Origin of the sequence: Streptomyces sp. NPDC019224 (assembly GCF_040632605.1) — a bacterium.
Taxonomy (GTDB): domain Bacteria; phylum Actinomycetota; class Actinomycetes; order Streptomycetales; family Streptomycetaceae; genus Streptomyces.
The window spans coordinates 1-26,707 of the sequence record NZ_JBEYCF010000058.1; the positions used below are offsets into that span (position 1 = coordinate 1).

Below are 26,707 nucleotides of genomic sequence, written 5' to 3' on the forward strand. Positions count from 1 at the left end.
CGGGCGCCGCGCTACCCGTCGGACATGTCGGACGCGGAATGGGCGGCGGTGCGGCCGCTGCTGCCCACTCCGGCCTGGCTGGAGAAGAAGGGCGGGCGCCCGGAGAGCTACTGCCACCGTCAGATGCTGGACGCGGTCCGATACCTGGTGGCGGGTGGTATCTCGTGGCGGGCGATGCCGGTGGACTTTCCGCACTGGGCCCGGGTCTACGCTTTCTTCCGCCGCTGGCGCCGGGAGGAGTTGGTCACGGAGTTCCACGACCGGCTGCGCGGGCAGGTCCGGGTGCGGGAGGGCCGTCAGGCGGAGCCGAGCGCGGGGATCATCGACGCGCAGTCGGTGAAGGGCGCCGCGACGGTGCCGGCCGCCTCACGCGGTTACGACGGCGGTAAGGCCATCAACGGGCGCAAGCGCCACGTGATCACGGACTGTCTCGGCCTGCTCCTGGTCGTCGCGGTGACCGCCGCGAACGTAGGGGACCGCGAGGCGGCCACCGGGTTGCTGGCCCGGCTGCGGATGCTGCACCGGGAGATCACCCTGGTCTGGGCCGACGGCGGCTACACCGGCGGCCTGATCGAATGGTGCCGTGACAGGCTCGCGCTCACCTTCGAGATCGTGAAACGCACCGACGACACGGCGGGGTTCGTGGTGTTGCCGAGGCGTTGGGTGGTGGAGAGGACGCTGAGCTGGCTGATGCATTCCAGGCGTCTGGCCAGGGACTACGAGACCCTGACGGCCACCAGCGAGGCAATGATCCGCTGGTCGATGATCACGCGGATGAGCCGGCGGCTGGCGCGGCCACGAGCCGCCGCCCGGCACTGAACATCCCCGAGGGCTCCTGGAGCAACCACCCGCGCTCGCCCAGGCGTTTCGCCTTCGAACGCACCCCTTCGACCTTCGCCGGCACCGACGTGTCCAGGCCAAGGGCCGCTGCGATGTCCTTGGCCCGCATCGCCTCGCCACCCGGCCGGTCCTGCAGCACGTTCACGATCCGCTGATTATCGAGCGAGAGCACCGACACCGGCAGCTCCTCCCGCCAGTGCGGCACGATCACACCCGGAACCGGCGCGGACACCGACCCGGGCAGCACGGCGGGCGCCGTCTCCCGCCCGCCCTCGGTTTCCGTCACGGCCGTGCTCTCGGCGGCGGACGCGGCCAGTGCCTCGACGAGCTCCTCGCGAGCGATCACCCGGCGGTCCAGCTCGACCTCGCCGGCCTCCAGCGCCGCCGTCGCACGCGCCGCCTCCTCCCGCAGCACCTCCACCCGCTCACGAGCACAAGCCTCCCGCGCTTCCAGCAACCCCAGCATCGACGTCATCGCGCACCCCTCGACGATCAGACGGAAACAAGACGCGGGATCACTTCCTCCCCCGAACGAAACCATGCCTGACCAGGCAGAACTCAACGATCATGTTCGGTTGAGATACGGCTTCTTACGCACAGCCCACGACTCAGCACTGTGTCCCAGACCGTCCGCACACCGGGCCTTCAGATCCCGCGACGCCAGCCCACCCTGATACGCGCCCACGGCCCGCAACACCCGCTCGTCCTGGTCGGTGAGGTGCTTGAGACGGCCCCGCACCGCCACCCCGGACGGCCCAGCCACCACGAACGACGCCGCCACCGCCCGCACACCGCCCACCACCACACCCCCGCCCACGACCGGCACGCCGCACCACCCGCAACAACGAGCAACACCCCCACAAGGTCACCCATTCGATCCCAGAACCTGCATTCCCCCACACCCCCACCACTCACTCCCAAGCACCACAGCTCACTCATGCGCACTCAGCCCACAGCAGTTCAGAACCCTACGGCGGCTCCTCCCGCCCACCGCCTCGTACCTCTGCGGGGCGTGTTACGCACGCGGAGTGGCGCCCAGCACCTTTTATGGCGTTAACTTGCCCGCATCCCCGGACACTTGACCATGGTCCCGGGACCGTCGGAACGACACTGGCACAAGGACGTGCGAGGGGGAGCTTTGTTGGAGAGTGTCGGGCAGGAGCAGGTGACCGGCAGCGGTGAGGACCCCAGGGTGGCGGAGCTGCGTACCGCGGTCTCCAGGCTCCGGCGGGCCCTGGCCGGGCACCCCAGACAGTTCCCCGACCGCGCCATCGCCGAGGACGAGCTCGCCGCGCTGGACGCGATGGCGCTCAGCGGGGCGCCCGAGATCCCCCGGCTGCGCCGCTCGCTGCTGCTGATCGCGGGGGCGATCGGCTCGGTCAGTGCGCTGGCGTCGGCGTTGCGGGACGTACGGGTCGCCGTCGACCTCTTCGGCGAGCCGCCACGGCGCTGACGGGGCGGGGGAGCCGGGCGCCTTCGGCGGTCTCAGCGGCGGATCAGCCTGCGGGCCGTCGCCGCCGCCACGGCCGCCGTGCGCGAGTCGACGCCGAGCTTCGCGTAGATGTGCACCAGGTGGGACTTCACGGTCGCCTGACTGAGGAACAGCCGCTTGCTGATCTCCGCGTTCGACAGCCCCTCGCCGACGAGTTGCAGTACTTCCAGCTCGCGCTTGGTGAGCGCCTGGGCCGGGGTGCGCATCCGGTCCATCAGCCGGTGCGCGACGGCCGGGGCCAGCGCAGAACGCCCGGCCGCCGCCGTACGGACCGCGGCCGCCAGCTCCTCGGGCGGCGCGTCCTTCAGCAGATAGCCCGCCGCCCCCGCCTCGACCGCCGCCAGGATGTCCGCGTCGCTGTCGTAGGTCGTCAGGATCAGCACCCGGGGCGCGTCCGGCGCCGCCGTGATCGCGGCGGTCGCCTGCGAGCCGTGCATCCCGGCGCCGAACTGGAGGTCCATCAGCACGACGTCCACCCCGCCGCCGGCCGTCCGGGCGACCGCCTCCTCGGCGGTGGCGGCCTCCGCGACGACCCGGAAGTCCGGCTCGGTGTCCAGGACGGCCCGCAGCCCCGCCCGTACCACCGGATGGTCGTCGGCGAGCAGCAGCCGGACGGGCCCACTCATGCCGCCTCCCGCCCGGCCCGGCCCACCGGAAGCGGCAGCGTCAGCGCGACGGCGGTGCCCTGGCCGGGCGCCGACTCGACGCTCAGGGTGCCGCCGAGCGACCGGGCCCGGGAGCGCATCGCGGGCAGCCCGAAGCCGCCGGACTCCGTGGCACCGGCCGCCGGAACGTCCTGCGCGAAGCCGCGTCCGTCGTCCACCACGTCCAGCGACACCGAGGTGTCCATGAAGCTCAGCGTGATCTCCGCCCGCCCCGCCCCGGCGTGCCGCACGGTGTTGGACAGCGCCGACTGGGCGGTCCGCAGCAACGCCACCTCGTACGGCGTCGGCAGCTCGACCGGTGTGCCGCTGACCGCGAACCGCACGGCGAGCGCGGGCGTCGTGGAGCGGGCCGACAGCCGTTCCAGGGCGGCCGTCAGGGAGCCGTTCGCCAGGTCGGGCGGGGTCAGCGCGCGGACGAAGCGGCGCGCCTCGGCGAGATTGTCCTGCGCCGCCTCGCGCGCCCGGTGCACATGGGCGGCGGCCGGGGCGTCCTCGGGCAGCGCCCGTTCGGCGGCGCGCAGCAGCAGCTGGATGGAGGACAGGCCCTGGGCGAGGGTGTCGTGGATCTCCCGGGCCAGCCGCTCCCGCTCGGCCAGCGTGCCTGCGGCGCGCTCCGCCTCGGCCAGCTCCGCACGGGTCGCGACCAGCTCCTCGATGAGCTCGCGACGCCGCTCGCTCTCCCGGAACAGCGCCTCGTAACCGAGGACCGTGGCGACGGCGACGGCCGCGCCGAGCAGCGGACCGATGAACGTGCCGGGCGTGACCGCCTGCCCGTGCAGCAGGAAGCTCGCGATGGCGGCGGCCGCCGTCACCACCACGGCGGGCAGGCCCCAGCGCGTCGGCAGCAGATGCAGCTGGAGGAAGTAGAGCGGGAAGGCCACCCACAGCGCGTCCGGCGACAGCACCAGCAGCGCCGCCCACAGGACCCCGAGCACCGCCAGCCACCCGGCGCCCGCCCGGGTCCCCGGCTGCACGGACCGCGCCACCGCGCCCGCCACGTACACCGCCGCCAGCACCCCGGCGACCGCCGTCACGGCGCCGGGGTGCTGGACACCGGCGGTGAACGCCTTGACGGCGGTGAGCGCCAGCAGGCCGAGCATCAGCCCGTGCAGACACAGCCGCAGCGCGGCGGCGACCGGGGGATGGACACGCGTCTCCATGATGTTCCAGCGTAGGCGCGGGCCGTCCGGGGCCGGTCAATCGAAAGGTTGATGTCGTCACCAGCCCGGGGGCGATGTTTCCGGGACAGGCGGAAACGACGCTGGATCCATGTTCGTCGCATGGAGAGACCTACGGTTCGCCAAGGGCCGGTTCGCGCTCATGGGCACGGTGATCGTGCTGATCACGCTGCTCGTGGGCCTGCTGTCCGGCCTGACCGCCGGGCTGGCCCGGGAGAACACCTCGGCCGTCACCGGGCTGAACGCCGACCACCTCGCGTTCGCCGCCCCGCCGGACGGCCGGTCGGTGTCCTTCACCGACTCGGCCGTCGGTGAGGACGCCGTACGCGCCTGGGTCGGGCGGCCCGGCGTGGAGTCCGCGCACCCGCTCGGCATCCGCACCCTGAACGCCACCGCCGGTACGGGGAAGCGCACCGCCGCCGTCTCCGCGTTCGGCGTCGAGCCCGGCAGCGGCCTGGCGCCCGCCCGGGTCGGCCCGGGCGAGGTGGTGCTCTCGCGCGGGGGCGCCGACGAGCTGGGCGTACGCCCCGGCGACCGGCTGACCCTCGGCGGCCGGGAGGCCACCGTGGCCGCCGTCGCGGGTGACGCCTCGTACAGCCACACCCCGGTCGTCTGGACCGACCTCGCCGACTGGCGGCGGTCCGGGAGCGGGGACGGGCGCGCCACCGTGATCACCCTGGCCACCACCTCCGCCGCCGATCTCGCCGCCGGTGACCGGGCGGCCGGCACCCGCACGCTCTCGCTGGACGACTCGCTGACCGCCATCGGCTCCTACCAGGCCGAGAACGGCTCCCTCCAGCTGATGCGCGGCTTCCTCTTCGCCATCTCCGCCCTCGTCATCGGCGCGTTCTTCACCGTCTGGACGATCCAGCGCAGCGGTGACGTCGCCGTGCTCAAGGCGCTGGGCGCCTCCACCCCGTATCTGCTCCGGGACGCGCTCGGGCAGGCCGTCGTGATGCTCGCCGTCGGTACGGGCCTGGGCACCGCCCTCGCCTCCGGCATCGGCGCCCTGGTCGCCGGAGGGGCCGTGCCGTTCGTCCTCGACGCGGCGACGGTCCTCGTCCCGGCCGCTGTGATGATCGCCCTCGGCGCGGCCGGGGCCGCCCTGTCCATCCGGCGGATCACCGCCGTCGACCCGCTTACCGCGCTCGGGAGTGCCCGATGACCCTCACGCTCACCGATGTCACCCTCACCTACCCGGACGGCGACGGGCGGCTCACCGCGCTGGACCGCGTCGCGCTCGACGTGCCCGCGGGCACCCTCACCGCCGTCGTCGGCCCGTCCGGCTCCGGCAAGTCCAGCCTTCTCGCGGTGGCGGCGACCCTGGTCGCCCCGGACGGCGGGGCGGTCGTCGTCGCCGGGACGGACACCACGGGGCTGGGGCGCGCGGAGAAGGCGGCGCTGCGGCGGGAGCGCGTCGGCATCGTCTTCCAGCAGCCCAACCTGCTCCCGTCGCTGACCGCCGTCGAACAGCTCCAGGTCATGACGCATCTCTCGGGCGGCCGGGCCGGTGCCGCCCGGGCCCGCGCGCTCGATCTGCTCGACGCGGTCGGTCTTGCCGGGCAGGCCGGCCGCAGGCCCCACCAGCTGTCCGGCGGGCAGCGCCAGCGGATCAACATCGCCCGGGCCCTGATGAACGACCCGGCCCTGCTGCTCGTGGACGAGCCGACCAGCGCCCTGGACCACGAGCGCGGAGCGGCCGTCCTGGACCTGCTGGTGACGCTGACCCGGCAGCGGTCCACGGCGACGGTCCTGGTCACGCACGACCGCGCCCACCTGGACCGCGTGGACCGCACGGTCACCATGCTGGACGGGCGGCTCACGGCCCCGGCGCTCGCCTGAAACGGGGGCGGGCCCGGGCCTCTCGGAGGTCCGGGCCCGCCTCAACGCCGGTCAGCCCGCCGCGCCGCTGCTCGCCAGCGCGTCCGACAGCTCCTTGGCCGCCTGCTGGAGGATCGGCACGATGCGCTCGGTGGCCGCCTCGGTGACCCGGCCCGCCGGGCCGGAGATCGAGATCGCGGCGGACGTGGGGGAGTTGGGCACCGAGACCGCCAGGCACCGGACCCCTATCTCCTGCTCGTTGTCGTCCACCGCGTAGCCCACCCGGCGCACCTGGTCCAGCGCCTCCAGGAAGCCGTCCGGGGTGGTGATCGTCTTCTCGGTGGCGGCGGGCATCCCGGTGCGGGCGAGCAGTGCGCGCACCTCGTCCGGAGGGGTGTGCGCGAGCAGTGCCTTGCCGACGCCCGTGGAGTGCGGCAGCACGCGGCGGCCGACCTCCGTGAACATGCGCATCGAGTGCTTGGACGGCACCTGCGCCACGTACACGATCTCGTCGCCGTCGAGCAGCGCCATGTTGGCCGTCTCGCCCGTCTCCTCGACCAGCCGGGCCAGATACGGGCGGGCCCAGGTGCCGAGCAGCCGTGCAGCGGACTCGCCGAGGCGGATCAGACGGGGGCCGAGCGCGTAACGCCGGTTGGGCTGCTGACGTACGTACCCGCACAGGACCAGCGTGCGCATCAGGCGGTGGATCGTCGGCAGGGGCAGTCCGCTGCTCGCGGAGAGCTCGCTCAGGCCGACCTCGCCCCCCGCGTCGGCCATCCGCTCCAGCAGGTCGAAGGCGCGCTCGAGGGACTGCACACCGCCGCTGGAACCGGCGGGCTTGGAGTCGGAAGTGCTGGCGTGTGACGGCGGCACGTCAACGGTCCTTTCGAAGCGGAGGAGCAAGGCAGCAGCCTACCGGGCGCTTTTCGATCGGCCCACAGTCGACGGGGGCCGTCCTGGCCGGTCAGCGCCCGTCTGTCCGGGAGTCCGCAGGCCGCGCGGGGCCCCTGCCACGCGACTCCTGGCCCACCCTACATTCCGCACTGCGAAATCTGGCTTTTACTTTGTGGAAACATCCAGTGGGGTCCGGGAGTGCGCGGGGCGAGGGGGAGGGGTCTTGACGGGTCGCGCTCCCGAGTGAAGACTCCTTCAACAGTTCGTTGAAAGTGCGAAGTGAGGAGCACCGGTGTCCGGTCCGGACGTGAAGCTGCTACTGCGCTCGACGCGCGTCGTCACCCCCGAGGGGACCCGTCCCGCGGCGGTCGCCGTCACCGGCGGGACCATCGACGCCGTTCTGCCGTACGACACCGAGGCCCCGGCCGGTGCCCGCGTCGAGGACTTCGGGGACGACGTCCTGCTGCCCGGCCTCGTGGACACGCACGTCCATGTGAACGACCCGGGCCGCACCGAGTGGGAGGGCTTCTGGACCGCCACCCGCGCGGCGGCGGCCGGCGGCATCACCACGCTCCTCGACATGCCCCTCAACTCGCTGCCGCCCACCACCACGGTCGGGAACCTGCGGATCAAACAGGCGGTCGCCGAGCCCGAGGTGCACGTCGACACCGGCTTCTGGGGCGGCGCGATCCCCACCAACGTCAAGGACCTGCGTCCGCTCCACGAGGCCGGGGTCTTCGGCTTCAAGTGCTTCCTGTCGCCCTCCGGCGTCGAGGAGTTCCCCGAACTGGACCAGGAGCAGCTGGCCCGGTCGATGGCCGAGGTCGCGGGCTTCGGCGGGCTGCTCATCGTGCACGCCGAGGACCCCCGCCACCTGGCGTCCGCGCCGCAGCAGGGCGGCCCCGCCTACGCGGACTTCCTCGCGTCCCGGCCGCGCGACGCCGAGAACACCGCCGTCGCGGGCCTGATCGCCCACGCCCGGCGGCTGAACGCCCGCGTCCACGTCCTGCACCTGTCCTCCGGCGACGCCCTGCCGCTGATCGCCGCCGCCCGGCGCGAGGGCGTCCGGCTCACCGTCGAGACCTGCCCGCACTTCCTCACCCTCACCGCCGAGGAGGTCCCCGACGGGGCGACCGAGTTCAAGTGCTGCCCGCCGATCCGGGAGGCCGCCAACCAGGACGCGCTGTGGCAGGGGCTCGCCGACGGCACCATCGACTGCATCGTCTCCGACCACTCGCCCTGCACCACCGACCTCAAGACCCCGGACTTCGCCTCCGCCTGGGGCGGCATCTCCTCCCTCCAGCTCGGCCTGCCCGCCATCTGGACCGAGGCCCGCCGGCGCGGCCACACCCTCGACGACGTGGCCCGCTGGATGTCGGCCGCCCCCGCCGCCCTGGCCGGACTGCACCACAAGGGCGCCATCGAGGCGGGCCGCGACGCCGACTTCGCGGTCCTGGCGCCCGACGCCACCTTCACCGTCGACCCGGCCGAGCTCTTCCACCGCAACCAGGTCACCGCGTACGCCGGCCGCACCCTGCACGGCGTGGTGCGGTCCACCTGGCTGCGCGGCGTACGGATCGCCGCCGACGGCGTCCTCACCGAACCCACCGGCCGCCTCCAGACAAGGGACCCCCGAGCATGACGGCGACAGCGCACTTCACCGGCGACGCGAACCCGTACGGCGGCGGCGACCCGTACGCCGACTACCGCACCGCCGGCCACCCCTTCACCCACCTCGTCGACCTCGCCGACCGGCGCCTCGGCGCGGGCGTCATCGCCGCCAACGACGAGTTCTTCGCGGAGCGCGAGAACCTGCTCAAGCCGGAGCCCGCCCACTTCGACCCGGAGCGCTTCGGCCACAAGGGCAAGATCATGGACGGCTGGGAGACCCGCCGCCGGCGCGGTGCGAGCGCCTCGCGGCCCCACCCGGCGGACGAGGACCACGACTGGGCGCTGATCCGCCTCGGCGCCCCCGGCATCGTGCGCGGCCTGGTCGTCGACACCGCCCACTTCCGCGGCAACCACCCGCAGGCCGTCTCCGTCGAGGCCGTCTCGATGCCCGGCTCGCCCTCCCCGGAGGAACTGCTCGCGCCGGACGTGAAGTGGACGACCCTCGTCCCCCGTACCGCCGTCGGCGGCCATGCGGCCAACGGGTTCGCCGTCGACGTGGAGCACCGCTTCACGCACCTGCGGCTCAACCAGCATCCGGACGGCGGCATCGCCCGCCTGAGGGTCTACGGCGAAGTCGCCCCCGACCCCGCCTGGCTGACCGCGCTCGGCACCTTCGACGTCGTCGCCCTGGAGAACGGCGGCCGGGTCGAGGACGCCTCCGACCGCTTCTACTCCCCGGCCACCCACACCATCCAGCCCGGCCGTTCCCGCACAATGGACGACGGCTGGGAGACCCGCCGCCGCCGCGACCGGGGCAACGACTGGATCCACTACCACCTCGTCGAGGAGGCGGACATCCGCGCCGTCGAGATCGACACCGCGTACCTGAAGGGCAACGCGGCCGGCTGGGCGGAACTCACCGCCCGTGACGCGGAGACCGGCGCGTGGACCGAACTGCTGCCGAGGACCCGGCTGCAGCCCGACACCGACCACCGCTTCGTCCTGCCGGAGGCCGTACGGGCCCACCAGGTCCGGCTCGACATCTTCCCGGACGGCGGCATCTCACGGCTGCGCCTCTTCGGCTCGCTCACCGAACGCGGCGCGGCCCGGCTGACCGCCCGCCACGCCGAGCTCGGCGGCTGACGCGCCGGGACCCCGGGAGCGTCAGAACTCCTCGTGCTCCTCGGGGTCCCCGCCGAACCGCTCCCGCCGCCCGTCCGAGATCCGCCCCAGTTCCTCGGGCGTCAGCTCGAAGCCGAACAGGTCCAGGTTCTCCCGCTGCCGCCCCGGATCGGCCGACTTCGGGATCGGTACGGCCCCGAGCTGGGTGTGCCACCGCAGCACGGCCTGACCCGGGGTGACGCCGTGCGCCTCGGCGACCGCCACCACCTCCGGGTCGGCCAGCAGGCCACGGCCGCGCCCCAGCGGGCTCCAGCTCTGCGTGACGATCCCCTTCGCCGCGTGCACCGCCCGCAACTCCTCCTGCGGCAGCCGAGGATGCAGCTCGATCTGGTTGACGGCGGGCACCACGCCCGTCTCGTCCTCCAGCCGCGCCAGGTGCTCGGCGGTGAAGTTGGACACCCCGACCGACCGCACGAGACCGTCCTCGCGCAGCTTGATGAGCGCCCGCCAGGTGTCCACGTACAGACCCACCTTGGGCAGCGGCCAGTGGATGAGACAGAGGTCCACGTAGTCCAGGCCGAGATTGTTCCGGGACTCCTCGAACGAGGCCAGCGTCTTCTCGTAACCGTGGTGCCGGCCGGGCACCTTCGTCGTGACGAAGACCTCTTCGCGCTCCACCCCGCTGCGGGCGATGCCGCGCCCCGTACCGGTCTCGTTGCCGTAGTTCAGCGCGGTGTCCACGAGCCGGTAGCCGAGGCCCAGGGCCCCGGCGACGGCCTTCTCCGCCGCGTCGTCGTCCAGCGGATAGGTGCCGAGCCCGACCGCCGGGATCGTACGGCCGTCGTTCAGGGTGTGCACCGGGATACCGGACATGATCGTCCCTTCTCGTCGTCCTGCCGTCGCGGGCCTTGCCGCCCCGCCCAGCGTAGGCGGGGCGGGGAGCGGCGGCAGGGCGACGTCAGGCGGCGTGGCCGCCGTCCACGACCAGTTCGGCGCCGGTGACGAACGCGGCCTCCGTGCCGGCGAGGTACGAGATCAGCGCGGCGACCTCCTCCGCCGTGCCGAACCGGTCCAGCGCGTTGGCCGCGCGCTGCCCCTCGGCGAACGGGCCGTCGGCGGGATTCATGTCGGTGTCCACGGCGCCCGCCTGGACCAGGTTGACCGTGATGCCGCGCGGGCCCAGCTCGCGGGCCAGCGGCTTGGTCAGCCCGGAGAGCGCGGACTTGCTCATCGCGTAGAGCGTCCCGCCGGGTCCGCCCGCGTGCCGGCTCAGGGCCGTACCGAGGGAGATGATGCGGCCGCCGTTCTCCATCACCTCCGCCGCCGCCCGGCAGGCGAGGAACACCGCCCGGACGTTCACGGCGAGGACCCGGTCCACATCGGAGGGCGTGAGCGTGCCGATGGGGCCGAGGACACCGATCCCCGCGTTGTTCACCAGGATGTCGAGCCTGCCGAGTTCCTCCGCCGCCCGGTGCACCGCCGAGGCGGCGGCCTCCGGGTCGGCCGAGTCGGCGCGCAGCGCGACCGCCCGGCGACCGGTCGCCCCGATCGCGGCGACGACCTCCTTAGCGGCGCGCTCGTCCCGTACGTAGGTCAGCGCCACATCGACTCCGTCCCGGGCGAGTCGCAGGGCGGTCGCGGCGCCGATGCCCCGGCTGCCGCCGGTGACGAGCGCGGTGCGGGGGGTGGGGAGGATGCTGTTCATCGCGATTCCTGTCCGTTGCCGGTCGTGCTGACAGGAACCAGGAAAGTCGTTCGGCGCCCCGGAGACCGGCGGGAAACGGACGCCGAATCCGGTGCCGGTCAGCGCCAGTCCGGCGAGCGGCCGAGCGCCGCCAGTACGCGGGCGAGCGGGCCGCCGTCCGCCACCGGCAGGGCGGGCCGGAAGGCGGCGTCGGGGCGCTCGCGCGCCGCCCCGCCCGGGACGCGCAGGGCCAGGGGCAGGGCGGCCGCCACCACCTCGTCCGGCAGCGCGAGGGGCAGCCCGAGCGACGCGGCCACGTCCCAGGAGTGCACGACGCAGTCGATGAAGTGGAACCCCATCGCGGCCACCCCGGGGAACGTCGTCCCCGCACTGATCTCCGGCAGTGCGAACCGCCGCTCGGCCGCCCCCGGCCGCGCGAACGCGTCGAGCACGGCCCGGGCCGTCCCCCGGTACCAGGCCGCCGGATCGTTCCCGGCCCCCCGGGGCGCCCAGGCGGCGGCGTCCGCCCCCTCGCCCCGTGCGGCGGCGGCGAAGCCGAGGTGCTGGGCGCCCATGTGCTCCACCAGGCGGAGCAGCGTCCAGGCGTCGCAGGGGGTGGGGCGGTCCCAGTCGCCGGGATTCGCGCGGCCGACGAGGCGCACGGATTCCAGCGCCGCGACGTGGTCCAGTTCGATGATGTCCATGGGTGGTCCCTTCGTCAGCGGAATGCGGGTCAGGGCGTGTCCACGGGCCACGGCGCCGCCCCGGACACCAGCCGCCACGCGGAGTCGTACACCGCCGAGCGGCTGGTGAACGGGGCCGTCCAGGTCGCTGAGCGCAGGGCGCCCCCGTCCCGGTGGGCGCGGACGATCTCACGGTGGTCGGGGCGGGCGACGAACCCCATCAGGTGCTCCTCGGCCGTCCAGACGGTGATCGAACCGGACCGGTCCATCCGGGGGCCCACGTCCACCCAGAGCCACATGCCGACCGCGCCCGGCGTCCGGGGCCAGGTGCGGCGCAGCCGCATGCCCGCCGTGCCGACGGAGAACGTGCGCCACGGGCGGTGCGTGACGAACTCGGTGACCCCGACGACGACCTCGGCGCCGGGCTCCACGGCCCGGGCGGCGGGGCCCGGTTGCCACCGGGTGCTCCAGAGAATCTGCGGCACGGTCGATCTCCTCCTGGCACACGGGGGCCGTCCACCGCGGGTCCCCGCGGTGGATGCCCATGACCCTACAAGTAGACGAACGATCGTGCTATTAGTTTGGCCGGGCCGCACCCGCTCCCACGCGTGTTACGCGTCCACCGCCACCGCCCGGAGCCGCCCCAGGATCGCGCGCCACGCCCGCGTATAGCTCTCGGCGCTGCCGCGCAGCACGGAGTCGCCGTTCGCCAGCTCAAGGAACGCGATGATCTCGAAGGCCAGCTGGGCCGCGTCGCAGTCGTCCCGGATCTCGCCCAGCGTCCGCGCCTCCACGATCCGCGCCTCCACGAACGCGAACCAGCTCGCCTGCGCCGCCAGCAGCGCGTCGTGCACCGCGCCCTCCCTGGCGTCGAACTCCGCGAGCGCCGCGTAGAAGAAGCAGCCGCCTGGGAAGACCCGGTCCCGCGAGTAGGCGATCCAGGACTCGCACATCCGGCGCACCCGGCCCAGCCCGGCGGGCGTCTCACGCGTGGGGACCACCACATGCTCGTCGTGGACCGCGGCGGCGGCCCGCACGGTCGCCAGCTGAAGCTCCTCCTTGGAGCCGAAGAGCGCGAACACCCCGCTCTTGCTCAGCCGGAGATCCGTGGCCAGCCGGCCCAGCGACAGCCCTTCGAGCCCCTCCACCGAGGCGACCGCGGCCGCCCGGGCGAGGACCAGCTGCCGGGTGCGGTTGCCGCGCTCGACCCTGCCGTCCTGGCGTGTTCCGGCCATCCGGTGACTCCGTGCTCCGATGAGGTGCGGGCGGCCCGCGTGGGGCGCGTCCGGGGGGCTCGTCATTCTAGGAGGGCACCCGGTAGCGTGATCGTTCCCCAGTGCGAGTCGGTGCCGTCTCCACGTCGTCCCTGTGGAGAGAGCAGGAGTCCAGGTGTCCTCCGCCGCCGTCCCCGTCCCCGTCCTCGCGCCGCCGCGCCGGGCCTGGCTCACCGATCTGCCCGTCCTGCTGGTCGCGGTGGTGTGGGGCTCCAGCTACCTGGCCGCCAAGGGCATCACCACCCCGCAGACCGTGGCCGCCGTCCTCGTGCTGCGGTTCGCCGTCGTCCTGCCCGTCCTGCTGATCGCGGGCCACCGCCGACTGCGCGCGCTGAACGCAGCCCAGTGGCGGGGCGCCGGGCTGCTCGGCCTCGTGCTCAGCGGGATCTTCCTGGTGGAGACGTACGGCATCGTGCACACCTCGGCGACCAACGCCGGGCTCATCATCAGCCTCACCATGATCTTCACCCCGCTCGCCGAGGCCGCCGTCACCCGGACCCGGCCGACCGGGACCTTCCTCTCCGCCGCCGGGCTCTCCGTCGCCGGCGTGGTGCTGCTGACCCAGGGCGGCGGATTCACCAGCCCCTCGGCGGGCGACCTGCTCATGCTGGCCGCCGCCCTCGCCCGGACCCTGCACGTCCTGCTCATGGCCCGCATCAGATCCGTGCAGTCCGCGGACTCGCTGTCCCTGACGACCGTGCAGCTCGGCAGCTGCCTCGCCGTCTTCGCCCTGCTGGCCGCCGCGCCGGGGACGGGCGCGGCCCCCTGGACGGCCGCCGCCGGATTCGGGGCCCGGGAATGGGGAGGGCTGCTCTTCCTGTCGGTGTTCTGCACGCTCTTCGGGTTCTTCGTGCAGATGTGGTCCGTACGCCGCACCTCCCCGTCGCGGGTCAGCCTGCTGCTCGGTACGGAACCGCTGTGGGCCGCCGCCGTCGGCATCGCGATCGGCGGCGAACGCCTGGGCCTCGCCGGGGCGGCGGGCGCCGTGCTGGTGCTGGCCGGAACCGCCTGGGGCCGGCGCGGCGCGGACCGGGCCACGCCCTGACCGGCTCACTCCTGGAACCCCGCTCACGCACGACGCCGGTCCGCCCGGCGACGAGAACGGATCGAGCCCGCCCTGAACCACTCGTCCCCGGCGGGCCTCCCGGCATACGCTGACCGGGCCGGCCCCGAGTGCGGGGCGCTGCGACCGGGAGGGTGGGCCCATGTCCGAAGTCGAGGTGGATCTCAGCGGGTTGGCCGACTTCACCGCGAATCCGTATCCCTCCTACGAGCGGATGCGGGCGGCCGGGCCCGTGCACCTCGTCCGCACCGACGAGTTCGACCGGATCTGGCTCGTCGTCGGTTACGACGAGGGCCGGGCCGTCCTGGCCGACCAGCGCTTCGGCAAGGACTGGCGGTCGCTGCCCGGGGAGACCGGCGGCGGCCCGATCAACGCCAACATGCTGGTGATGGACGCCCCCGACCACACCCGGCTGCGCAAGCTGGTCGCCCGGGAGTTCACCCCGCGCCGGATCGAGGCGCTGCGCCCCCGGGTCCAGGAGATCACCGGTGAACTCCTCGACGGGATGGTCCCGGAAGGCCGCGCCGACCTCGTGGACGCACTCGCCTTCCCGCTCCCCATGACCGTCATCTGCGAGCTGCTCGGCGTCCCCGACCTGGACCGGTCCGCCTTCCGCAAGCTGTCCAACGGCGTCGTCGCCCCGGCGGACGCGGTGGAGGAGGGCGAGGCGGTCCGCGCCATGGGCGCCTACCTCGCGGAGCTGATCGAGGACAAGCGCCGCTCACCCGGCGACGACCTGCTCAGCGCGTTGATCGCCGCCCGCCACGAGGACGACGACGCGCTGGCGCCCGACGAGCTGGTGGGCATGGCCTTCCTGCTGCTCGTCGCCGGCCACGAGACGACGGTCAACCTCATCTCCAACGGTGTCCGCGCCCTCCTCGACCACCCGGACCAGCTCGCCGCGCTCCGCGCCGACCTCTCCCTGCTCGACGGGGCCGTCGAGGAGATGCTGCGCTACGACGGACCCGTCGAGACGGCCACCATCCGGTTCGCCCGGGAACCGGTCGTGATCGGCTCCCGGACCATCGGGACGGGTGAAGCGGTCCTGGTCTCGCTCGCCGGCTCCGACCGCGACCCGGCCCGCTACCCCGAGCCCGACCGCTTCGACATCCGCCGCGACGCCCGCGGCCACCTCGCCTTCGGACACGGCGTCCACTTCTGCCTGGGCGCGCCGCTCGCCCGCATGGAGGGCCGCATCGCGATCCGTGCGCTGCTGGAGCGCTGCCCCGGCCTGGAGGCCGACCCGGACGCCGCCTCGTTCGACTGGCTGCCCGGCACCCTGATCCGCGGGGTGCGCCGCCTGCCCGTACGCTGGTGAGCGACGCGCCGCCACCCTCTTCGTGCCCCTCCGGGTCCCGGCGGCGCGGGCTCGGGGATACTTGCCCAGCCGGGCCGGGTCCACAGGGCCCCGGCTCCACCGGCAGCACAGCGAGCAGCACAAGAAGGGCACGGCGTCGTGGCAAGGGTTCGGACAGGGGTACGTGCGATGGGCGCCGTACTTGCGGCCGTGCTGGGGGTGTCCCTCATGGGATGCAGCAGCACCGGCGGCAAGCGGGCGGAGGAGCGTGCGGCCAAGGCCGCGGCCGAAGGCCGGGCCGCGGTGAACACGCCCCGCTGGACCTTCGCCATGGTCACCCACTCGGGCGACGGAGACACCTTCTGGGACATCGTCCAGAAGGGCGCCAAGACGGCGGCCACGAAGGACAACATCAACTTCCTGTACTCGCACAACGACGAGGGCCAGCAGCAGGCCCAGCTCGTGCAGGCGGCCATCGACAAGAAGGTCGACGGGCTGATCGTCACGCTCGCCAAGCCCGACGCCATGAAGGACGTCGTCGCCAAGGCCGTCCGCGCCGGCATTCCCGTGATCACGGTGAACTCCGGCTCCGCCGAGTCCAAGGCGTACGGCGCGCTCACCCACATCGGCCAGGACGAGTCCATCGCCGGCGAGGCCGTCGGCGAGGAGCTGAACAAGCGCGGCCGCAAGAAGGCCCTGTGCATCCTGCACGAGCAGGGCAACGTGGGCCACGAGCAGCGCTGCGGCGGGGCGAAGAAGACCTTCGACGGCCAGATGCAGAACCTGTACGTGGAGGGCACCAACATGCCCGACGTCCAGGCGTCCATCGAGGCCAAGCTCCAGTCCGACAAGGACATCGACGCGGTCGTCACCCTCGGCGCGCCCTTCGCGGACGCCGCCGTCAAGGCGAAGCAGACCGCCGGCAGCAAGGCCGAGATCGACACCTTCGACCTGAACGCCAAGGTCGCAGCGTCGCTCCAGGCCAAGACCCTCGGCTTCGCCGTCGACCAGCAGCCCTACCTCCAGGGTTACGAGGCCGTCGACCTGCTCTGGCTCTACCGCTACAACCGCAACGTGCTCGGCGGCGGCCGCCCGGTCCTGACCGGCCCGCAGATCATCACCTCCGACGACGCCGCCCAGCTCGCCGAGTACGCGGACCGGGGCACCCGATGAGCGCCGGCCCCGGATCGTCCGCCGTCGTCGACGAGCGGCTGCTGCGCACCTCGCCGCTGCGGAAACTGCTCGGCCGCCCGGAGCTGGGCTCGGTCGTCGGCGCGCTGGCCGTCTTCCTCTTCTTCGCGGTCGTCGCCGACAGCTTCCTGCGCGCCACCAGCTTCGGGACCGTGCTGTACGCGGCCTCCACCATCGGGATCATGGCGGCGCCGGTCGCGCTGCTGATGATCGGCGGCGAGTTCGACCTCTCCGCCGGCGTGATGGTCACCAGCTCCGCGCTGATCTCCTCGATGTTCAGCTACCAGATGACCGCCAACGTCTGGGTCGGCGTCTTCGTGTCCTTGCTGGTCACGCTCGCCATCGGTGCGTTCAACGGCTTCATGCTGACCCGTACGAAACTGCCCAGCTTCATCATCACGCTCGGCACGTTCCTGATGCTGACCGGCCTGAACCTGGGCTTCACCAAGCTGATCAGCGGGACCGTCTCGACGAAGACCATCGGCAACATGGAGGGCTTCCCCTCCGCCCGCAAGGTCTTCGCCTCGTACTGGACCGTGGGCGGCGTCGAACTCAAGGTGACGCTCCTGTGGTGGGCCGTCCTGGTGGCCGTCGCCACCTGGATCCTGCTCCGCACCCGCTTCGGCAACTGGATCTTCGCGGTCGGCGGCGGAACGGACGCGGCCCGCGCGGTCGGCGTGCCGGTCGTCCGCACGAAGATCGGGCTCTACCTCGGCGTCGCCTTCGCCGCCTGGGTCTCCGGGCAGCACCTGCTGTTCAGCTACGACGTCGTGCAGTCCGGCGAGGGCGTCGGCAACGAACTGATCTACATCATCGCGGCCGTCATCGGCGGCTGCCTGATCACCGGCGGCTACGGCTCCGCCATCGGCTCGGCGGTCGGTGCCTTCATCTTCGGCATGACCAGCAAGGGCATCGTGTACGCGGAGTGGAACCCCGACTGGTTCAAGTTCTTCCTGGGAGCGATGCTGCTCCTGGCCACCCTGCTCAACGCATGGGTGCGCAAGCGCGCGGAGGCGACGAAATGACGGCCCCCAAGGCGCCGGACGGGCCGCAGGACACCGGCCGGCAGGCCCTCGTCGAGCTCGACGACGTGGCCAAGTACTACGGCAACATCAAGGCCCTGGAAGGCGTCTCGCTGGAGGTGCACGCGGGCGAGATCTCCTGTGTGCTCGGCGACAACGGCGCCGGCAAGTCCACCCTCATCAAGATCATCGCGGGGCTGCACCGGCACGACGCCGGACGGTTCCTCGTGGACGGCGAGGAGACCACCCTCGCCAACCCGCGCGACGCCCTGGACCGGGGCATCGCCACCGTCTACCAGGACCTGGCCGTCGTCCCGCTGATGCCGGTCTGGCGCAACTTCTTCCTGGGATCCGAGCCGACGACCGGCGCCGGCCCCTTCAAGCGCCTCGACGTGAAACTGATGCGCGAGACGACCCGCTCGGCGCTGCTGCGCATGGGCATCGACCTGCGCGACGTGGACCAGCCCATCGGCACCCTGTCCGGCGGCGAGCGGCAGTGCGTGGCCATCGCGCGCGCCGTCCACTTCGGCGCGAAGGTGCTGGTCCTGGACGAGCCGACGGCCGCGCTGGGCGTCAAGCAGTCCGGCGTGGTCCTGAAGTACATCGCGGCCGCCCGGGACGCGGGACTCGGCGTGGTCCTCATCACGCACAACCCGCACCACGCGTATCTCGTCGGTGACCGGTTCGTCCTGCTGAAGCGGGGCGCCATGGCCGGCAGCCACACCAAGGAGAGCGTCACACTGGACGAACTGACCCGCCAGATGGCGGGCGGCAGCGAGCTGGAGGAGCTGAGCCACGAGCTGGAGCGCGCCTCCGGACCGGGCGGCGCGACCCCCGGACCCGCCGCCGGCAGCACCCCGTAAGCACGTCGCCCGCCGCCCCGTCCGACGGCCCCGCCCCCCGGGCAATGGCAGAATCGGGACGGACGGGCGCCGTCCGCCACCGGGAGCACCCCCCGGTCACCCCAACCCACGCAGGGACGATGAGCACGTACCGCGACTTCGCACACCGCGGCTCCGCCCGCGCGACCGTCCTGCGGACCGTGGGCACCCGGGAGAGGCGCTCCCACCTCACGGCGCCCCGGGTCCCCACCGTCGGCATCGACATCGGCGGGACCAAGGTCATGGCCGGCGTCGTCGACGCCGACGGCACGATCCTGGAGACCGTGCGCACCGAGACCCCGGACAAGTCCAAGAGCCCCAAGGTCGTCGAGGACACCATCGTCGAGCTGGTCCTCGACCTCTCCGACCGGCACGACGTACACGCCGTGGGCATCGGCGCGGCCGGCTGGGTCGACGCGGACCGCTCCAAGGTGCTCTTCGCCCCGCACCTGGCCTGGCGCGACGAGCCCCTGCGCGACGCCCTCGCCTCCCGGCTCGTCGTCCCGGTCATGGTGGACAACGACGCCAACACCGCAGCCTGGGCCGAGTGGCGCTTCGGCGCGGGGCGCGGCGAGGACCACCTCGTCATGATCACGCTCGGCACCGGCATCGGCGGGGCCATCCTGGAGGACGGCCAGGTCAAGCGCGGCAAGTACGGCGTCGCGGGTGAGTTCGGCCACATGCAGGTCGTGCCCGGCGGCCACCGCTGCCCGTGCGGCAACCGCGGCTGCTGGGAGCAGTACAGCTCGGGCAACGCCCTCGTCCGCGAGGCCCGCGAGCTGGCCGCCGCCGAATCCCCGGTGGCCCACCAGATCATCGAGCGGGTCAAGGGCAACATCCCCGACATCACCGGACCGCTCATCACCGAACTGGCCCGGGAGGGCGACGCGATGTGCGTCGAACTCCTCCAGGACATCGGCCAGTGGCTGGGCGTCGGCATCGCCAATCTGGCCGCCGCGCTCGACCCCTCCTGCTTCGTCATCGGCGGCGGCGTCAGCGCCGCCGACGACCTCCTCATCGGCCCGGCCCGGGACGCCTTCAAGCGCCAGCTCACCGGCCGCGGCTACCGCCCCGAGGCCCGGATCGCCAAGGCGCAGCTCGGCCCGGAGGCCGGTATGGTCGGCGCGGCGGACCTCGCCCGGCTGGTCGCCCGCCGCTTCCGCCGCACGAACCGCCGCCGCGTCGAGCGGTACGAGCGGTACGCGCAGATCTACGACCAGGCGGCGAGCACCCTCCGCAGCAACCGCAGCACCCGCACTTCCTAGGGACCCCCACACCCATGACCGCAGCCGAGAACCCCGTCGTGCCGCGCCAGTCCCCGTCGCCGGAGGGGGACGACGGTCAGCAGCGCGAGAGCCGCCGGCGTCTGATCCGCCGGCGCCTGATCACGGCGACGATCATCGTGCTGCTCATCGGCGTCCCGGCCGGCTACCTGCTGATCTCGGCGGGCCAGAGCCGCCGCTCCGGCCAGGACAAGGCGGCCGAGGCCGCCGCGCAGGGACTGCGGCCCGGCTGGCCGTCGCGGATGCTGCGCCGGATCTTCGAGGTCCCGATCCCCGGCTACGCGACCGACGTGCAGTACTACGAGACGAACAACTGGAAGGCCAGCCGGATGTACGTGCAGTTCCGCACGACGTCCAACGGCCTGGACAGCTTCCTGACCGGCATCGGCACCGGCCGCGCCGCCCTGGAGCCCGGCAGGGTCACCATCGGCGCACGCGACACGAAGATCGCCGGCTGGCACTTCGGCGACGGTGTCTCCTGGGCGGGCACCACCCACACCAACAAGGACCCGCGCCCCACGCAGGACATCACCGTCGACATGACGGACCCGATGTCACCCGTCGTCTACGTCGTCTCCGCCGCGACCCCCTGACCTGTCGCCCGGCGCCGGCGCCTGCATGCCGCCGTACGACAGCGCCCCCCTGCGCGCGGGCCTGCCGTCCCTGAGCGCGGCGGCGGTGGCACGGCCCCGGCCGGCGCCTCCCGGTAGAGCAGCGAGCCCAGGCCGACCCGGCGCACTCCCAGGGCGCCCAGTTCGGCGAGGCCGGGCCCGGCCGGGCTGTACAGCACGTTCAGCGGGGTGGCGAGGGCGGCGGTCAGGGCGGCGATCCCCGGCCGGGCCGTTATCGGCTACTCAGGGTACTTGTCACACTTTTCAGAGTGTTACGCGTCATTTGTCCCGCGGCTCATGGCATCTCTTGGGTCGATCGGTTGATCAGTATGACAATCACCCTGGCTCGAAGGAGTTCAGCATGCGCATTTCCGCTTCCGTCCGTTCCCGCAGCGCCCGCGCGGGAACCGTCGCGGCCACCGCGGTCCTCGCCGCCGGCGCGACGCTGGCCGGGGCGTCCGCCGTCCACGCCGCCCCCGGCGACAGCGGCGACATCGACATCCGCCCGGGCGGATGGGCGGCACCCGGCAGCAGCGCCGGCGCGGTCTGCAAGTTCGTCCTCCAGGCCGGCAACTTCGGCGACATGCGGTCCGTCCCGTGGACCATCACCGCGCAGCCCCCGACCATTCCCCCGGGGGACACCCTGAGCAGCACCCTGCCCCTGGTGAACGGCTCGGCGCGCAGCCCGGAGTACCTGCTCCCCGAAGGCACGTACCAGCTGGTGTGGATCGCCCCCGCAGGCCCGAAGAACAAGGCCTTCAAGGTCGACTGCTCCAAGCCGGCCGCCAACAACGGCACCACCGGCAACAGCGAGCGCGGCTCGGCCGCTTCGGGCTCCGCGGCGGCCTACGAGCAGCCGTCCGGCGGGGTGCCCGCGGGCGGCGGGGGCGTTCCGGACATGGAGAGCGTCGGCTCCGAGAGCGACTCGAACGTCGGGACCACCGCCGCGATCGCGGCCGGCGCCCTCGGGGCCGCCGGGCTGATCATGGTCCGCCGAGCCGCACGCCGCCGTGCCCGCAACGAGGCGTAACCCGCGCGGAAGACGCCGACGGGGCCCGAGCCGGGCGTGTCGTCTCACGATGACGCTGGGCGTGACCTCCTTGCTGGTGACCGGCATCGTCCGGGCGGGTTGTGACCCGTCCGACGATCCGGTCGCCGCCGCCCACGGCAACGACGCCGCGGGCGGCGGCGGCCGGTCGGCCTCGCACGCACCCCTGTCCCCGTCGCGTCCGGTGAAGGTCGCGGTGCCCGCCATCTTCGTCGAGGCGCCGGTCACCGGTCTCGGGCTCGACGAGAAGAGGCACCTCGGGGCCCCGCCGATGAGCAGACCCAGAGAAGTGGGCTGGTACCGCGACGGGCCCTCGCCCGGCGAGATGGGGACCTCCCTGATCGTCGGCCACCGCGACACGGCGACCGGACCGGCGGTCTTCCTCAACCTGAACGCCCTGCGCCGGGGCGACACGGTGAAGGTCACCCGGGCCGACCGGCAGACCGCGGTCTTCACGGTCGACGCGGTCGAGACGTACACGAAGGACGAGTTCCCCGACGACAAGGTGTACGGCGGCACCGGCCGTCCGGAACTCCGGCTGATGACGTGCGGCGGGCGTTTCGACAAGAAGGACGGCTACTCCGCCAACGTCGTCGTCTTCGCCCACCTCACGTCACTGAAGAGCCGGAAGGCCTGACGGCCCCTCACCCCGCCTGCGGCTCCCGGACGGCGAAGGCGTTGAGGGTCAGGGACAGGCTCGCCGTGAGCCGCCGCGCGTAGGGCACATGCAGCGACTCGTTCGGGCCGTGGGCGTTCGCTCCCGGGCCCAGCACTCCGCAGGCCAGGAACTGGGCCCCGGGGAACTGCCGGGACAGCTTCCCCATCAGCGGAATGGTGCCGCCCTGGCCGATGCGGGCCACGTCCGCCCCGTCGAAGCAGGCCCGGCTCGCCTCCGAGAGCGCCTCGCCGAGCCACGGCTCCTCGGCCGGAGCGTGCCAGCCGTCCGCGAGGACCCGGTCGGGCGTGAAGCGGACCGTCGCGCCGTACGGCGGGTCCGCCTCCAGGAGCCGCGCGGTCTCCGCGACGGCCGCCGCGCTGTCCACGGTGGGCGGCAGCCGCAGCGCGAGCTTCACCCGGGTGTGCGGGCGCAGCACGTTGCCGGCCGAGGCGACCGGGGGCAGCCCGTCCGCACCGGTGACCTCCAGACTGGGCCGCCACGCCCGGTTGAGCAGCAGCTCACCGGGGTCCCCGGCCACCGCCGAGGTGTCCTCGTGCCAGTCGAAGCGCTCCTGGACCCCGTCGCCCAGCAGCGCCGCCGCGGCACGGGTCTGCTCCCGGCGCTCCGGCGGGATCTCGCCGTGCAGTACGGCGGGGCGCAGCGTGCCGGTCGCGCTGTCCTCCAGGCGGTCCAGCAGCTGCCGCAGCACCCGGAACGACGACGGCACCACGCCTCCGGCGTCCCCGGAGTGCGCCCCGTCACCGAGCACGCGCACGTCCAGCGTGCCGCCGCAGGCCCCGCGCAACGACGTGACCAGCCACAGCCGTTCGTAGTCGCCCGCGCCGGAGTCCAGGCAGACCACCAGGCCCACCTCGCCGATCCGGTCCTCCAGGGCCGCGAACCAGTGGTCCAGGTCGGGGCTGCCCGACTCCTCCCCGGCCTCGAACACCCCGACGCACCGGGGACGGGCCGCTCCCTGTTCGGCCAGAGCGCGGATCGCGGTCACCGACGCGGGCAGCGCGTACCCGTCGTCGGCGCCGCCCCGGCCGTACAGCCGGGTCCCGTCGAAGGACGGCTCCCACGCGGTGCGCCCGCCGGTCCATCCGTCGCCCTCGGGCTGCTTGTCCAGGTGGCCGTAGAAGAGGACGGTCTCCTCGACCCGGGCGCCCTCGCCGGGGACCTCGAAGAAGATCAGGGGCGTACGGCCGGGGGCGCGCAGGACCTCCGTCCGCAGACCCGGCAGCGGCACCTCGCGCAGCCAGGCGGCCGCCGCGTCGACGGCCCGGTCGAGGTGCCCGTGGGCCTCCCACTCCGGGTCGTACGCGGGGCTGACCGCAGGGACGCGGATGTGGTCCCGGACCAGCGGAAGCACCTCGGTCTCCCACTGCGCGTCGCAGAACTCCCGTACCGGTCCGGGGTCGGCGACGGCGGCCACGGGTGCCTCAGACATGGGTGAGCGCCTTCGCGGCGGGGGCGAACTCGATGCCGAGCAGCGCCTCCACGGGGGCGTACACCTCGGGCATGTACATCGTGGGGGAGAGCAGCAGGTTCTCCGCCGGGGCGACCAGGACCTCGACCCGCTTGCCCACCTCGACGTCGGCGGAGGCGAGCGGCTGCCCGGCCTCGTCGAACGTCGTGATCAGGTCGGGGAAGGAGGCACGGCGGCCACCGGCCAGGTCGAGCGCCATGTACTCGTTGACGAAGTGCAGGGTGGTGCCGGCCGCGTCGTCCAGGACGGCGACGCCGACGTCCAGGCCCTCGCGCTGCTCGCAGCGGTACTCGCGCACGGTCCCCGTCGCGGCGATCTCGCCGCCCAGCTGCCGGGCCGCGCCGGCCGGGCCCTCGGCCAGGAAGCGGTGGCCCAGCTCGATGGCGAAGCCGATGGCGCCCGGGGCGCCGTTGCGGACCGCGTAGCCGACCTCGACCGGGTTGCGGGCGACGCCCACCCAACCGCCCGCCTCCACGGAGGCACGGCGCACCACGTTCGAGGTGGCGTCCAGGCGGCCGGAGACGGCGCCCTCGACGTAGGCGTGCGGCTTGCCGCCCGCGTAGCCCTGGTAGGAGCGGTAGCCCTCGCGGCGGTGCAGGCCCATCGCTCCCATCTGGCTGGAGGGGTGGGCGCGTCCGTTGCAGGCGAGATCGATGACGGGCAGTCCGGTCAGCGCGGAGTGGAACCAGCCGTTGATCGTGGTCTCGGCGCCGTTCTCGTTCGTGTGCAGCGCGACCAGGTCGCCCGGCAGGTCGCGGCGCAGCAGCTCCAGGGCGCGCACCAGGTGGATCGGCAGCACCTGGGGGTCGGGCGCGGCGGGGGCACCGACCAGGGCCACGGTCGCGGTCAGGTCGCCGTCGGCGAACTCGTCGGCGCTCCACAGCTCGGGCGTGCCGACCTGGAGGGCCAGCTCGGCGGTGCGCAGGCCCCGCTCGACGAAGCCGCCGCCTCCTCCACCCAGTACGGCACCGCCGTACACGGCCGCGCGGATGTCGTCATGGGTGAGCTGGCGCTTCATGGGGTCTCCCAGGGTGGTGCTGTGCGGGTGGTACGAGAGGGTGGTGAGGGGGTCCGGCTACTTGACGGCCTTGAACACGCCGTTGCCGAAGGAGTAGAGGGCGTCGCCCGCGATCGCGCCGCCGGCGAAGACCTCCAGGTCGCCCTTGACGTCCTTGCCGAACAGACGCGGGGCGATGACACGGGCGGCGATGCCGGCGGCGACCATCCAGCCGGCCATCGGGGTGGTGATGAGGAGCCCGGTCGCGAGCAGGATGCCGAGCTGGCGCTTCGACCCGCCGATGATCTGCACGATCGCGCCGGGGATCGCCCACAGCGCGAGGTGCTGGGCGGTCTCCACGGACGGGCCCGCCTTGATCGCGGCGACGTACGCGGCGTCGATCGGCGCGGTCTGCCCGTTGTCGAAGAACATCCGGTACGAGACGAGGACGACGACGATGGCGACGCCGAAGCCGATCATCGCGGCGATCAGCTGCTGGCGGCGACCCTCCAGCTCGAAGGCCGGGTCCACGTTCTCACCGCGAAGGAGGTAGCCGGTCTTCAGGTCGTAGCCCATGTCCGCGAAGGCCGGGCCGGTCGCGGCGGTGAAGCCGGACAGCACGACCAGCGCCTCCGGCGGGAAGCCGATGAGGATGCCGAGCAGCAGCGTGATCAGGGCGATCGCGAAGGCCGGGAACCAGCCGGAGTGCATGGCCGCGATGCCCACCAGCAGCTCGTGCAGGAAGGCCGCGACGGTCGCGTACACCAGGAAGCCGACCAGCATGCCGGGGCTCATGTGCGTGGCCGCGCCGGTGCCGAAGGCCAGCAGCACCGAGATGACGAGGTAGGCGCCGAAACCGAGCCGCATCGAGCGGCCCAGCCGCCGCGCGCCCTCGCCGGCGTCCTCCGCCGCACCGGCCGCACGGACCTCTGCCGCATTCGTGCGCCGGGCTTCGAGGATGGTGCGGCCGACCTGGACGAGGGCGACCAGACCGGCGCCGATCATCATGCCGTGCGGCAGGTACATCGCGTTGATGTCGAGGTCGAACAGGGTGTCCGCGTACTGGCTGAACAGCAGGCCCACGCCGAAGGCGGCCATGGCGCCGAACCCGCCGATCAGGGCCACACCGAAGGCCGACATGGGCAGCGAGAACACCGCGCCCACCAGACCGGTCAGCAGGCCGAGGCCGAGCACCTTGGCACGCCGGCCGCCCTCGTCGCCCGCCTTGATCGCCTCGGCGGCGGCGAGCCCGAGCGGCCAGGGGTTCTTCGCGGGGAACGCGGGGGTGTCGTACATCCGGTACAGCAGCCAGGCGTCGACCAGCATCGCGGCGGCCACCCCGATCAGCATCGGGATGATCATGTCGTCCATCCCGAACAGGAACGGGATGCCGATCGGCAGGAACAGGCTGTTCGCGGCGCCGAACGTGGCCGAGGAGATGCTCGTCTGCGCGAGGTTCTGCGCGTGCACCGAACGGAAGCCGCGGAGGGCGACGAGCGGCACCCGGGCCAGCGTCATCGCGGCCAGCGCGCCGATCAGCGAGGTGCTGGGGGTGACGCCGAGGGTGGCGAGCAGCTGCACGCCCACCACGGCGCCGAACACGCTGAGCACCACGGTCAGGATCAGGTTGCCGGGTGCGAGGGCGCGTGGATGGCGCGCTCCGTCGGCCGCTGAGGGCGGGGCGTCTGTGACGGCCTGGGGCGTCGCGTCGGTGCTCATGGATCTCCGGTGCTTCTGTGCGGGTCGGCGTGAAGCCGCTCCAAGGAGTTCTAAAATATGGAACCGTATGTGAATATATGGATCTCATGGATCATCCCCACGAGGCGCTCCGGCGTCAAGGGGGTAGCCCGCGGTCTCGGTATGTGAGCGCGCCGGGGTGGTGAGGAAGCCGCGCGGGCGCCCC

At 73.1% G+C, this 26,707-nt stretch carries 27 protein-coding genes and 2 pseudogenes; 15 read left to right on the plus strand and 14 right to left on the minus strand.

The genetic code is table 11. From position 1 onward, the window contains the following. Positions 1 to 819, plus strand: an 819-nt coding sequence (locus tag ABZ564_RS27915; RefSeq protein ID WP_360861714.1) for an IS5 family transposase, incomplete at its 5' end; no start/stop codon positions are given. Here the strand turns inward: ABZ564_RS27915 and ABZ564_RS27920 are convergent. Next, positions 767 to 1,381 carry a hypothetical protein gene (locus ABZ564_RS27920; RefSeq protein ID WP_360861716.1) on the minus strand — a complete coding sequence of 205 codons (615 nt, stop codon included), beginning with the start codon at positions 1,379 to 1,381 and terminating at the stop codon, positions 767 to 769. The genes ABZ564_RS27915 and ABZ564_RS27920 overlap by 53 nt on opposite strands. A gap of 45 nt (positions 1,382 to 1,426) precedes the next feature. After that, positions 1,427 to 1,639: pseudogene (locus ABZ564_RS27925) on the minus strand (IS200/IS605 family accessory protein TnpB-related protein); the annotation flags it as partial. Positions 1,640 to 1,978: 339 nt separating this feature from the next. Here ABZ564_RS27925 and ABZ564_RS27930 point away from each other — a divergent pair. Beyond that, positions 1,979 to 2,293: a DUF5955 family protein gene (locus tag ABZ564_RS27930; RefSeq protein ID WP_360861718.1), complete on the plus strand. Its 315-nt coding sequence runs from the start codon at positions 1,979 to 1,981 to the stop codon at positions 2,291 to 2,293. Between the two features lie 32 nt (positions 2,294 to 2,325). On the opposite strand, the gene ABZ564_RS27935 is transcribed toward ABZ564_RS27930, so the two are convergent. Further along, a complete protein-coding gene (locus ABZ564_RS27935) occupies positions 2,326 to 2,958 on the minus strand; it encodes a response regulator transcription factor (RefSeq protein ID WP_360861719.1) in 633 nt (210 codons plus the stop codon). After that, the gene (locus ABZ564_RS27940; RefSeq protein WP_360861721.1) at positions 2,955 to 4,157 is read right to left on the minus strand and encodes a sensor histidine kinase; all 1,203 of its coding nucleotides are present in this window, start codon (positions 4,155 to 4,157) and stop codon (positions 2,955 to 2,957) included. The genes ABZ564_RS27935 and ABZ564_RS27940 overlap by 4 nt, the downstream gene beginning before the upstream one ends. A 109-nt stretch (positions 4,158 to 4,266) precedes the next feature. Here ABZ564_RS27940 and ABZ564_RS27945 point away from each other — a divergent pair, with 109 nt between their 5' ends. Both ABZ564_RS27945 and ABZ564_RS27950 read left to right on the plus strand, forming a co-directional pair. Continuing rightward, positions 4,267 to 5,340, plus strand: a complete 1,074-nt coding sequence (locus ABZ564_RS27945) for an ABC transporter permease (RefSeq protein ID WP_360861723.1) — start codon at positions 4,267 to 4,269, stop codon at positions 5,338 to 5,340. Further along, positions 5,337 to 6,017, plus strand: a complete 681-nt coding sequence (locus tag ABZ564_RS27950; protein ID WP_360861725.1) for an ABC transporter ATP-binding protein — start codon at positions 5,337 to 5,339, stop codon at positions 6,015 to 6,017. Before ABZ564_RS27945 ends, ABZ564_RS27950 begins: the two co-directional genes overlap by 4 nt. A 51-nt stretch (positions 6,018 to 6,068) precedes the next feature. Here the strand turns inward: ABZ564_RS27950 and ABZ564_RS27955 are convergent, their stop codons facing one another. Further along, positions 6,069 to 6,869, minus strand: a complete 801-nt coding sequence (locus ABZ564_RS27955) for an IclR family transcriptional regulator (protein WP_360861727.1) — start codon at positions 6,867 to 6,869, stop codon at positions 6,069 to 6,071. Between the two features lie 313 nt (positions 6,870 to 7,182). Here ABZ564_RS27955 and allB point away from each other — a divergent pair, with 313 nt between their 5' ends. Both allB and alc read left to right on the plus strand, forming a co-directional pair. Beyond that, positions 7,183 to 8,532 (plus strand): allantoinase AllB, encoded by a 1,350-nt coding sequence (gene allB / locus ABZ564_RS27960; protein ID WP_360861729.1) that lies wholly within the window; start codon positions 7,183 to 7,185, stop codon positions 8,530 to 8,532. Further along, entirely contained in the window at positions 8,529 to 9,644 is a 1,116-nt protein-coding gene (gene alc, locus ABZ564_RS27965; RefSeq protein ID WP_360861731.1) for an allantoicase, read from the plus strand. The genes allB and alc overlap by 4 nt, the downstream gene beginning before the upstream one ends. Positions 9,645 to 9,665: 21 nt before the next feature. On the opposite strand, the gene ABZ564_RS27970 is transcribed toward alc, so the two are convergent. The 5 genes from ABZ564_RS27970 to ABZ564_RS27990 form a co-directional block, all read right to left on the minus strand. Then, entirely contained in the window at positions 9,666 to 10,496 is an 831-nt protein-coding gene (locus tag ABZ564_RS27970; RefSeq protein WP_360861732.1) for an aldo/keto reductase, read from the minus strand. Positions 10,497 to 10,581: 85 nt separating this feature from the next. Further along, on the minus strand, positions 10,582 to 11,328 hold the full coding sequence (locus ABZ564_RS27975) for an SDR family oxidoreductase (RefSeq protein WP_360861735.1): 747 nt from the start codon (positions 11,326 to 11,328) through the stop codon (positions 10,582 to 10,584). Between the two features lie 98 nt (positions 11,329 to 11,426). Continuing rightward, positions 11,427 to 12,011, minus strand: a complete 585-nt coding sequence (locus ABZ564_RS27980; RefSeq protein WP_360861737.1) for a TIGR03086 family metal-binding protein — start codon at positions 12,009 to 12,011, stop codon at positions 11,427 to 11,429. A 29-nt stretch (positions 12,012 to 12,040) separates the two neighbouring features. After that, positions 12,041 to 12,475, minus strand: a complete 435-nt coding sequence (locus ABZ564_RS27985) for a hypothetical protein (protein WP_360861739.1) — start codon at positions 12,473 to 12,475, stop codon at positions 12,041 to 12,043. A gap of 126 nt (positions 12,476 to 12,601) precedes the next feature. After that, positions 12,602 to 13,225 carry a TetR/AcrR family transcriptional regulator gene (locus ABZ564_RS27990; protein WP_360861741.1) on the minus strand — a complete coding sequence of 208 codons (624 nt, stop codon included), beginning with the start codon at positions 13,223 to 13,225 and terminating at the stop codon, positions 12,602 to 12,604. Between the two features lie 154 nt (positions 13,226 to 13,379). Here ABZ564_RS27990 and ABZ564_RS27995 point away from each other — a divergent pair, with 154 nt between their 5' ends. The 7 genes from ABZ564_RS27995 (at position 13,380) to ABZ564_RS28025 (ending at position 20,594) form a co-directional block, all read left to right on the plus strand. After that, positions 13,380 to 14,309, plus strand: coding sequence for a DMT family transporter (locus ABZ564_RS27995; RefSeq protein ID WP_360861743.1), 930 nt, complete (start codon positions 13,380 to 13,382; stop codon positions 14,307 to 14,309). 160 nt (positions 14,310 to 14,469) lie between these two features. After that, complete coding sequence (locus tag ABZ564_RS28000; RefSeq protein WP_360861745.1) at positions 14,470 to 15,645, plus strand: cytochrome P450; 1,176 nt, start codon at positions 14,470 to 14,472, stop codon at positions 15,643 to 15,645. A 168-nt stretch (positions 15,646 to 15,813) separates the two neighbouring features. Continuing rightward, on the plus strand, positions 15,814 to 16,797 hold the full coding sequence (locus ABZ564_RS28005) for a sugar ABC transporter substrate-binding protein (RefSeq protein WP_360861747.1): 984 nt from the start codon (positions 15,814 to 15,816) through the stop codon (positions 16,795 to 16,797). Then, positions 16,794 to 17,840, plus strand: coding sequence for an ABC transporter permease (locus ABZ564_RS28010; RefSeq protein WP_360861749.1), 1,047 nt, complete (start codon positions 16,794 to 16,796; stop codon positions 17,838 to 17,840). The genes ABZ564_RS28005 and ABZ564_RS28010 overlap by 4 nt, the downstream gene beginning before the upstream one ends. Beyond that, positions 17,837 to 18,700 (plus strand): ATP-binding cassette domain-containing protein, encoded by an 864-nt coding sequence (locus ABZ564_RS28015; protein ID WP_360861751.1) that lies wholly within the window; start codon positions 17,837 to 17,839, stop codon positions 18,698 to 18,700. Before ABZ564_RS28010 ends, ABZ564_RS28015 begins: the two co-directional genes overlap by 4 nt. A 119-nt stretch (positions 18,701 to 18,819) precedes the next feature. Continuing rightward, complete coding sequence (locus tag ABZ564_RS28020) at positions 18,820 to 19,983, plus strand: ROK family glucokinase (RefSeq protein ID WP_360861753.1); 1,164 nt, start codon at positions 18,820 to 18,822, stop codon at positions 19,981 to 19,983. A gap of 14 nt (positions 19,984 to 19,997) precedes the next feature. Beyond that, the gene (locus ABZ564_RS28025; RefSeq protein WP_360861755.1) at positions 19,998 to 20,594 is read left to right on the plus strand and encodes a hypothetical protein; all 597 of its coding nucleotides are present in this window, start codon (positions 19,998 to 20,000) and stop codon (positions 20,592 to 20,594) included. On the opposite strand, the pseudogene ABZ564_RS28030 reads toward ABZ564_RS28025, so the two are convergent. Next, a pseudogene (locus ABZ564_RS28030) lies at positions 20,556 to 20,842 on the minus strand (isocitrate lyase/phosphoenolpyruvate mutase family protein); the annotation flags it as partial. The gene ABZ564_RS28025 and the pseudogene ABZ564_RS28030 sit on opposite strands and share 39 nt — an antisense overlap. Before the next feature lie 131 nt (positions 20,843 to 20,973). Here ABZ564_RS28030 and ABZ564_RS28035 point away from each other — a divergent pair. Both ABZ564_RS28035 and ABZ564_RS28040 read left to right on the plus strand, forming a co-directional pair. Next, a complete protein-coding gene (locus tag ABZ564_RS28035; protein WP_360861757.1) occupies positions 20,974 to 21,642 on the plus strand; it encodes a hypothetical protein in 669 nt (222 codons plus the stop codon). 49 nt (positions 21,643 to 21,691) lie between these two features. Then, positions 21,692 to 22,297 (plus strand): class F sortase, encoded by a 606-nt coding sequence (locus ABZ564_RS28040; protein WP_360861759.1) that lies wholly within the window; start codon positions 21,692 to 21,694, stop codon positions 22,295 to 22,297. A gap of 7 nt (positions 22,298 to 22,304) precedes the next feature. On the opposite strand, the gene ABZ564_RS28045 is transcribed toward ABZ564_RS28040, so the two are convergent. The 3 genes from ABZ564_RS28045 to ABZ564_RS28055 are packed head-to-tail and all read right to left on the minus strand — an operon-like array spanning position 22,305 to position 26,523. Further along, complete coding sequence (locus tag ABZ564_RS28045; protein ID WP_360861761.1) at positions 22,305 to 23,768, minus strand: M20/M25/M40 family metallo-hydrolase; 1,464 nt, start codon at positions 23,766 to 23,768, stop codon at positions 22,305 to 22,307. Further along, positions 23,761 to 24,825: a DUF917 family protein gene (locus ABZ564_RS28050; RefSeq protein ID WP_360861763.1), complete on the minus strand. Its 1,065-nt coding sequence runs from the start codon at positions 24,823 to 24,825 to the stop codon at positions 23,761 to 23,763. Before ABZ564_RS28050 ends, ABZ564_RS28045 begins: the two co-directional genes overlap by 8 nt. A 57-nt stretch (positions 24,826 to 24,882) precedes the next feature. Further along, positions 24,883 to 26,523 (minus strand): OPT/YSL family transporter, encoded by a 1,641-nt coding sequence (locus tag ABZ564_RS28055; protein WP_360861765.1) that lies wholly within the window; start codon positions 26,521 to 26,523, stop codon positions 24,883 to 24,885. Between the last annotated feature and the right edge of the window lie 184 nt (positions 26,524 to 26,707).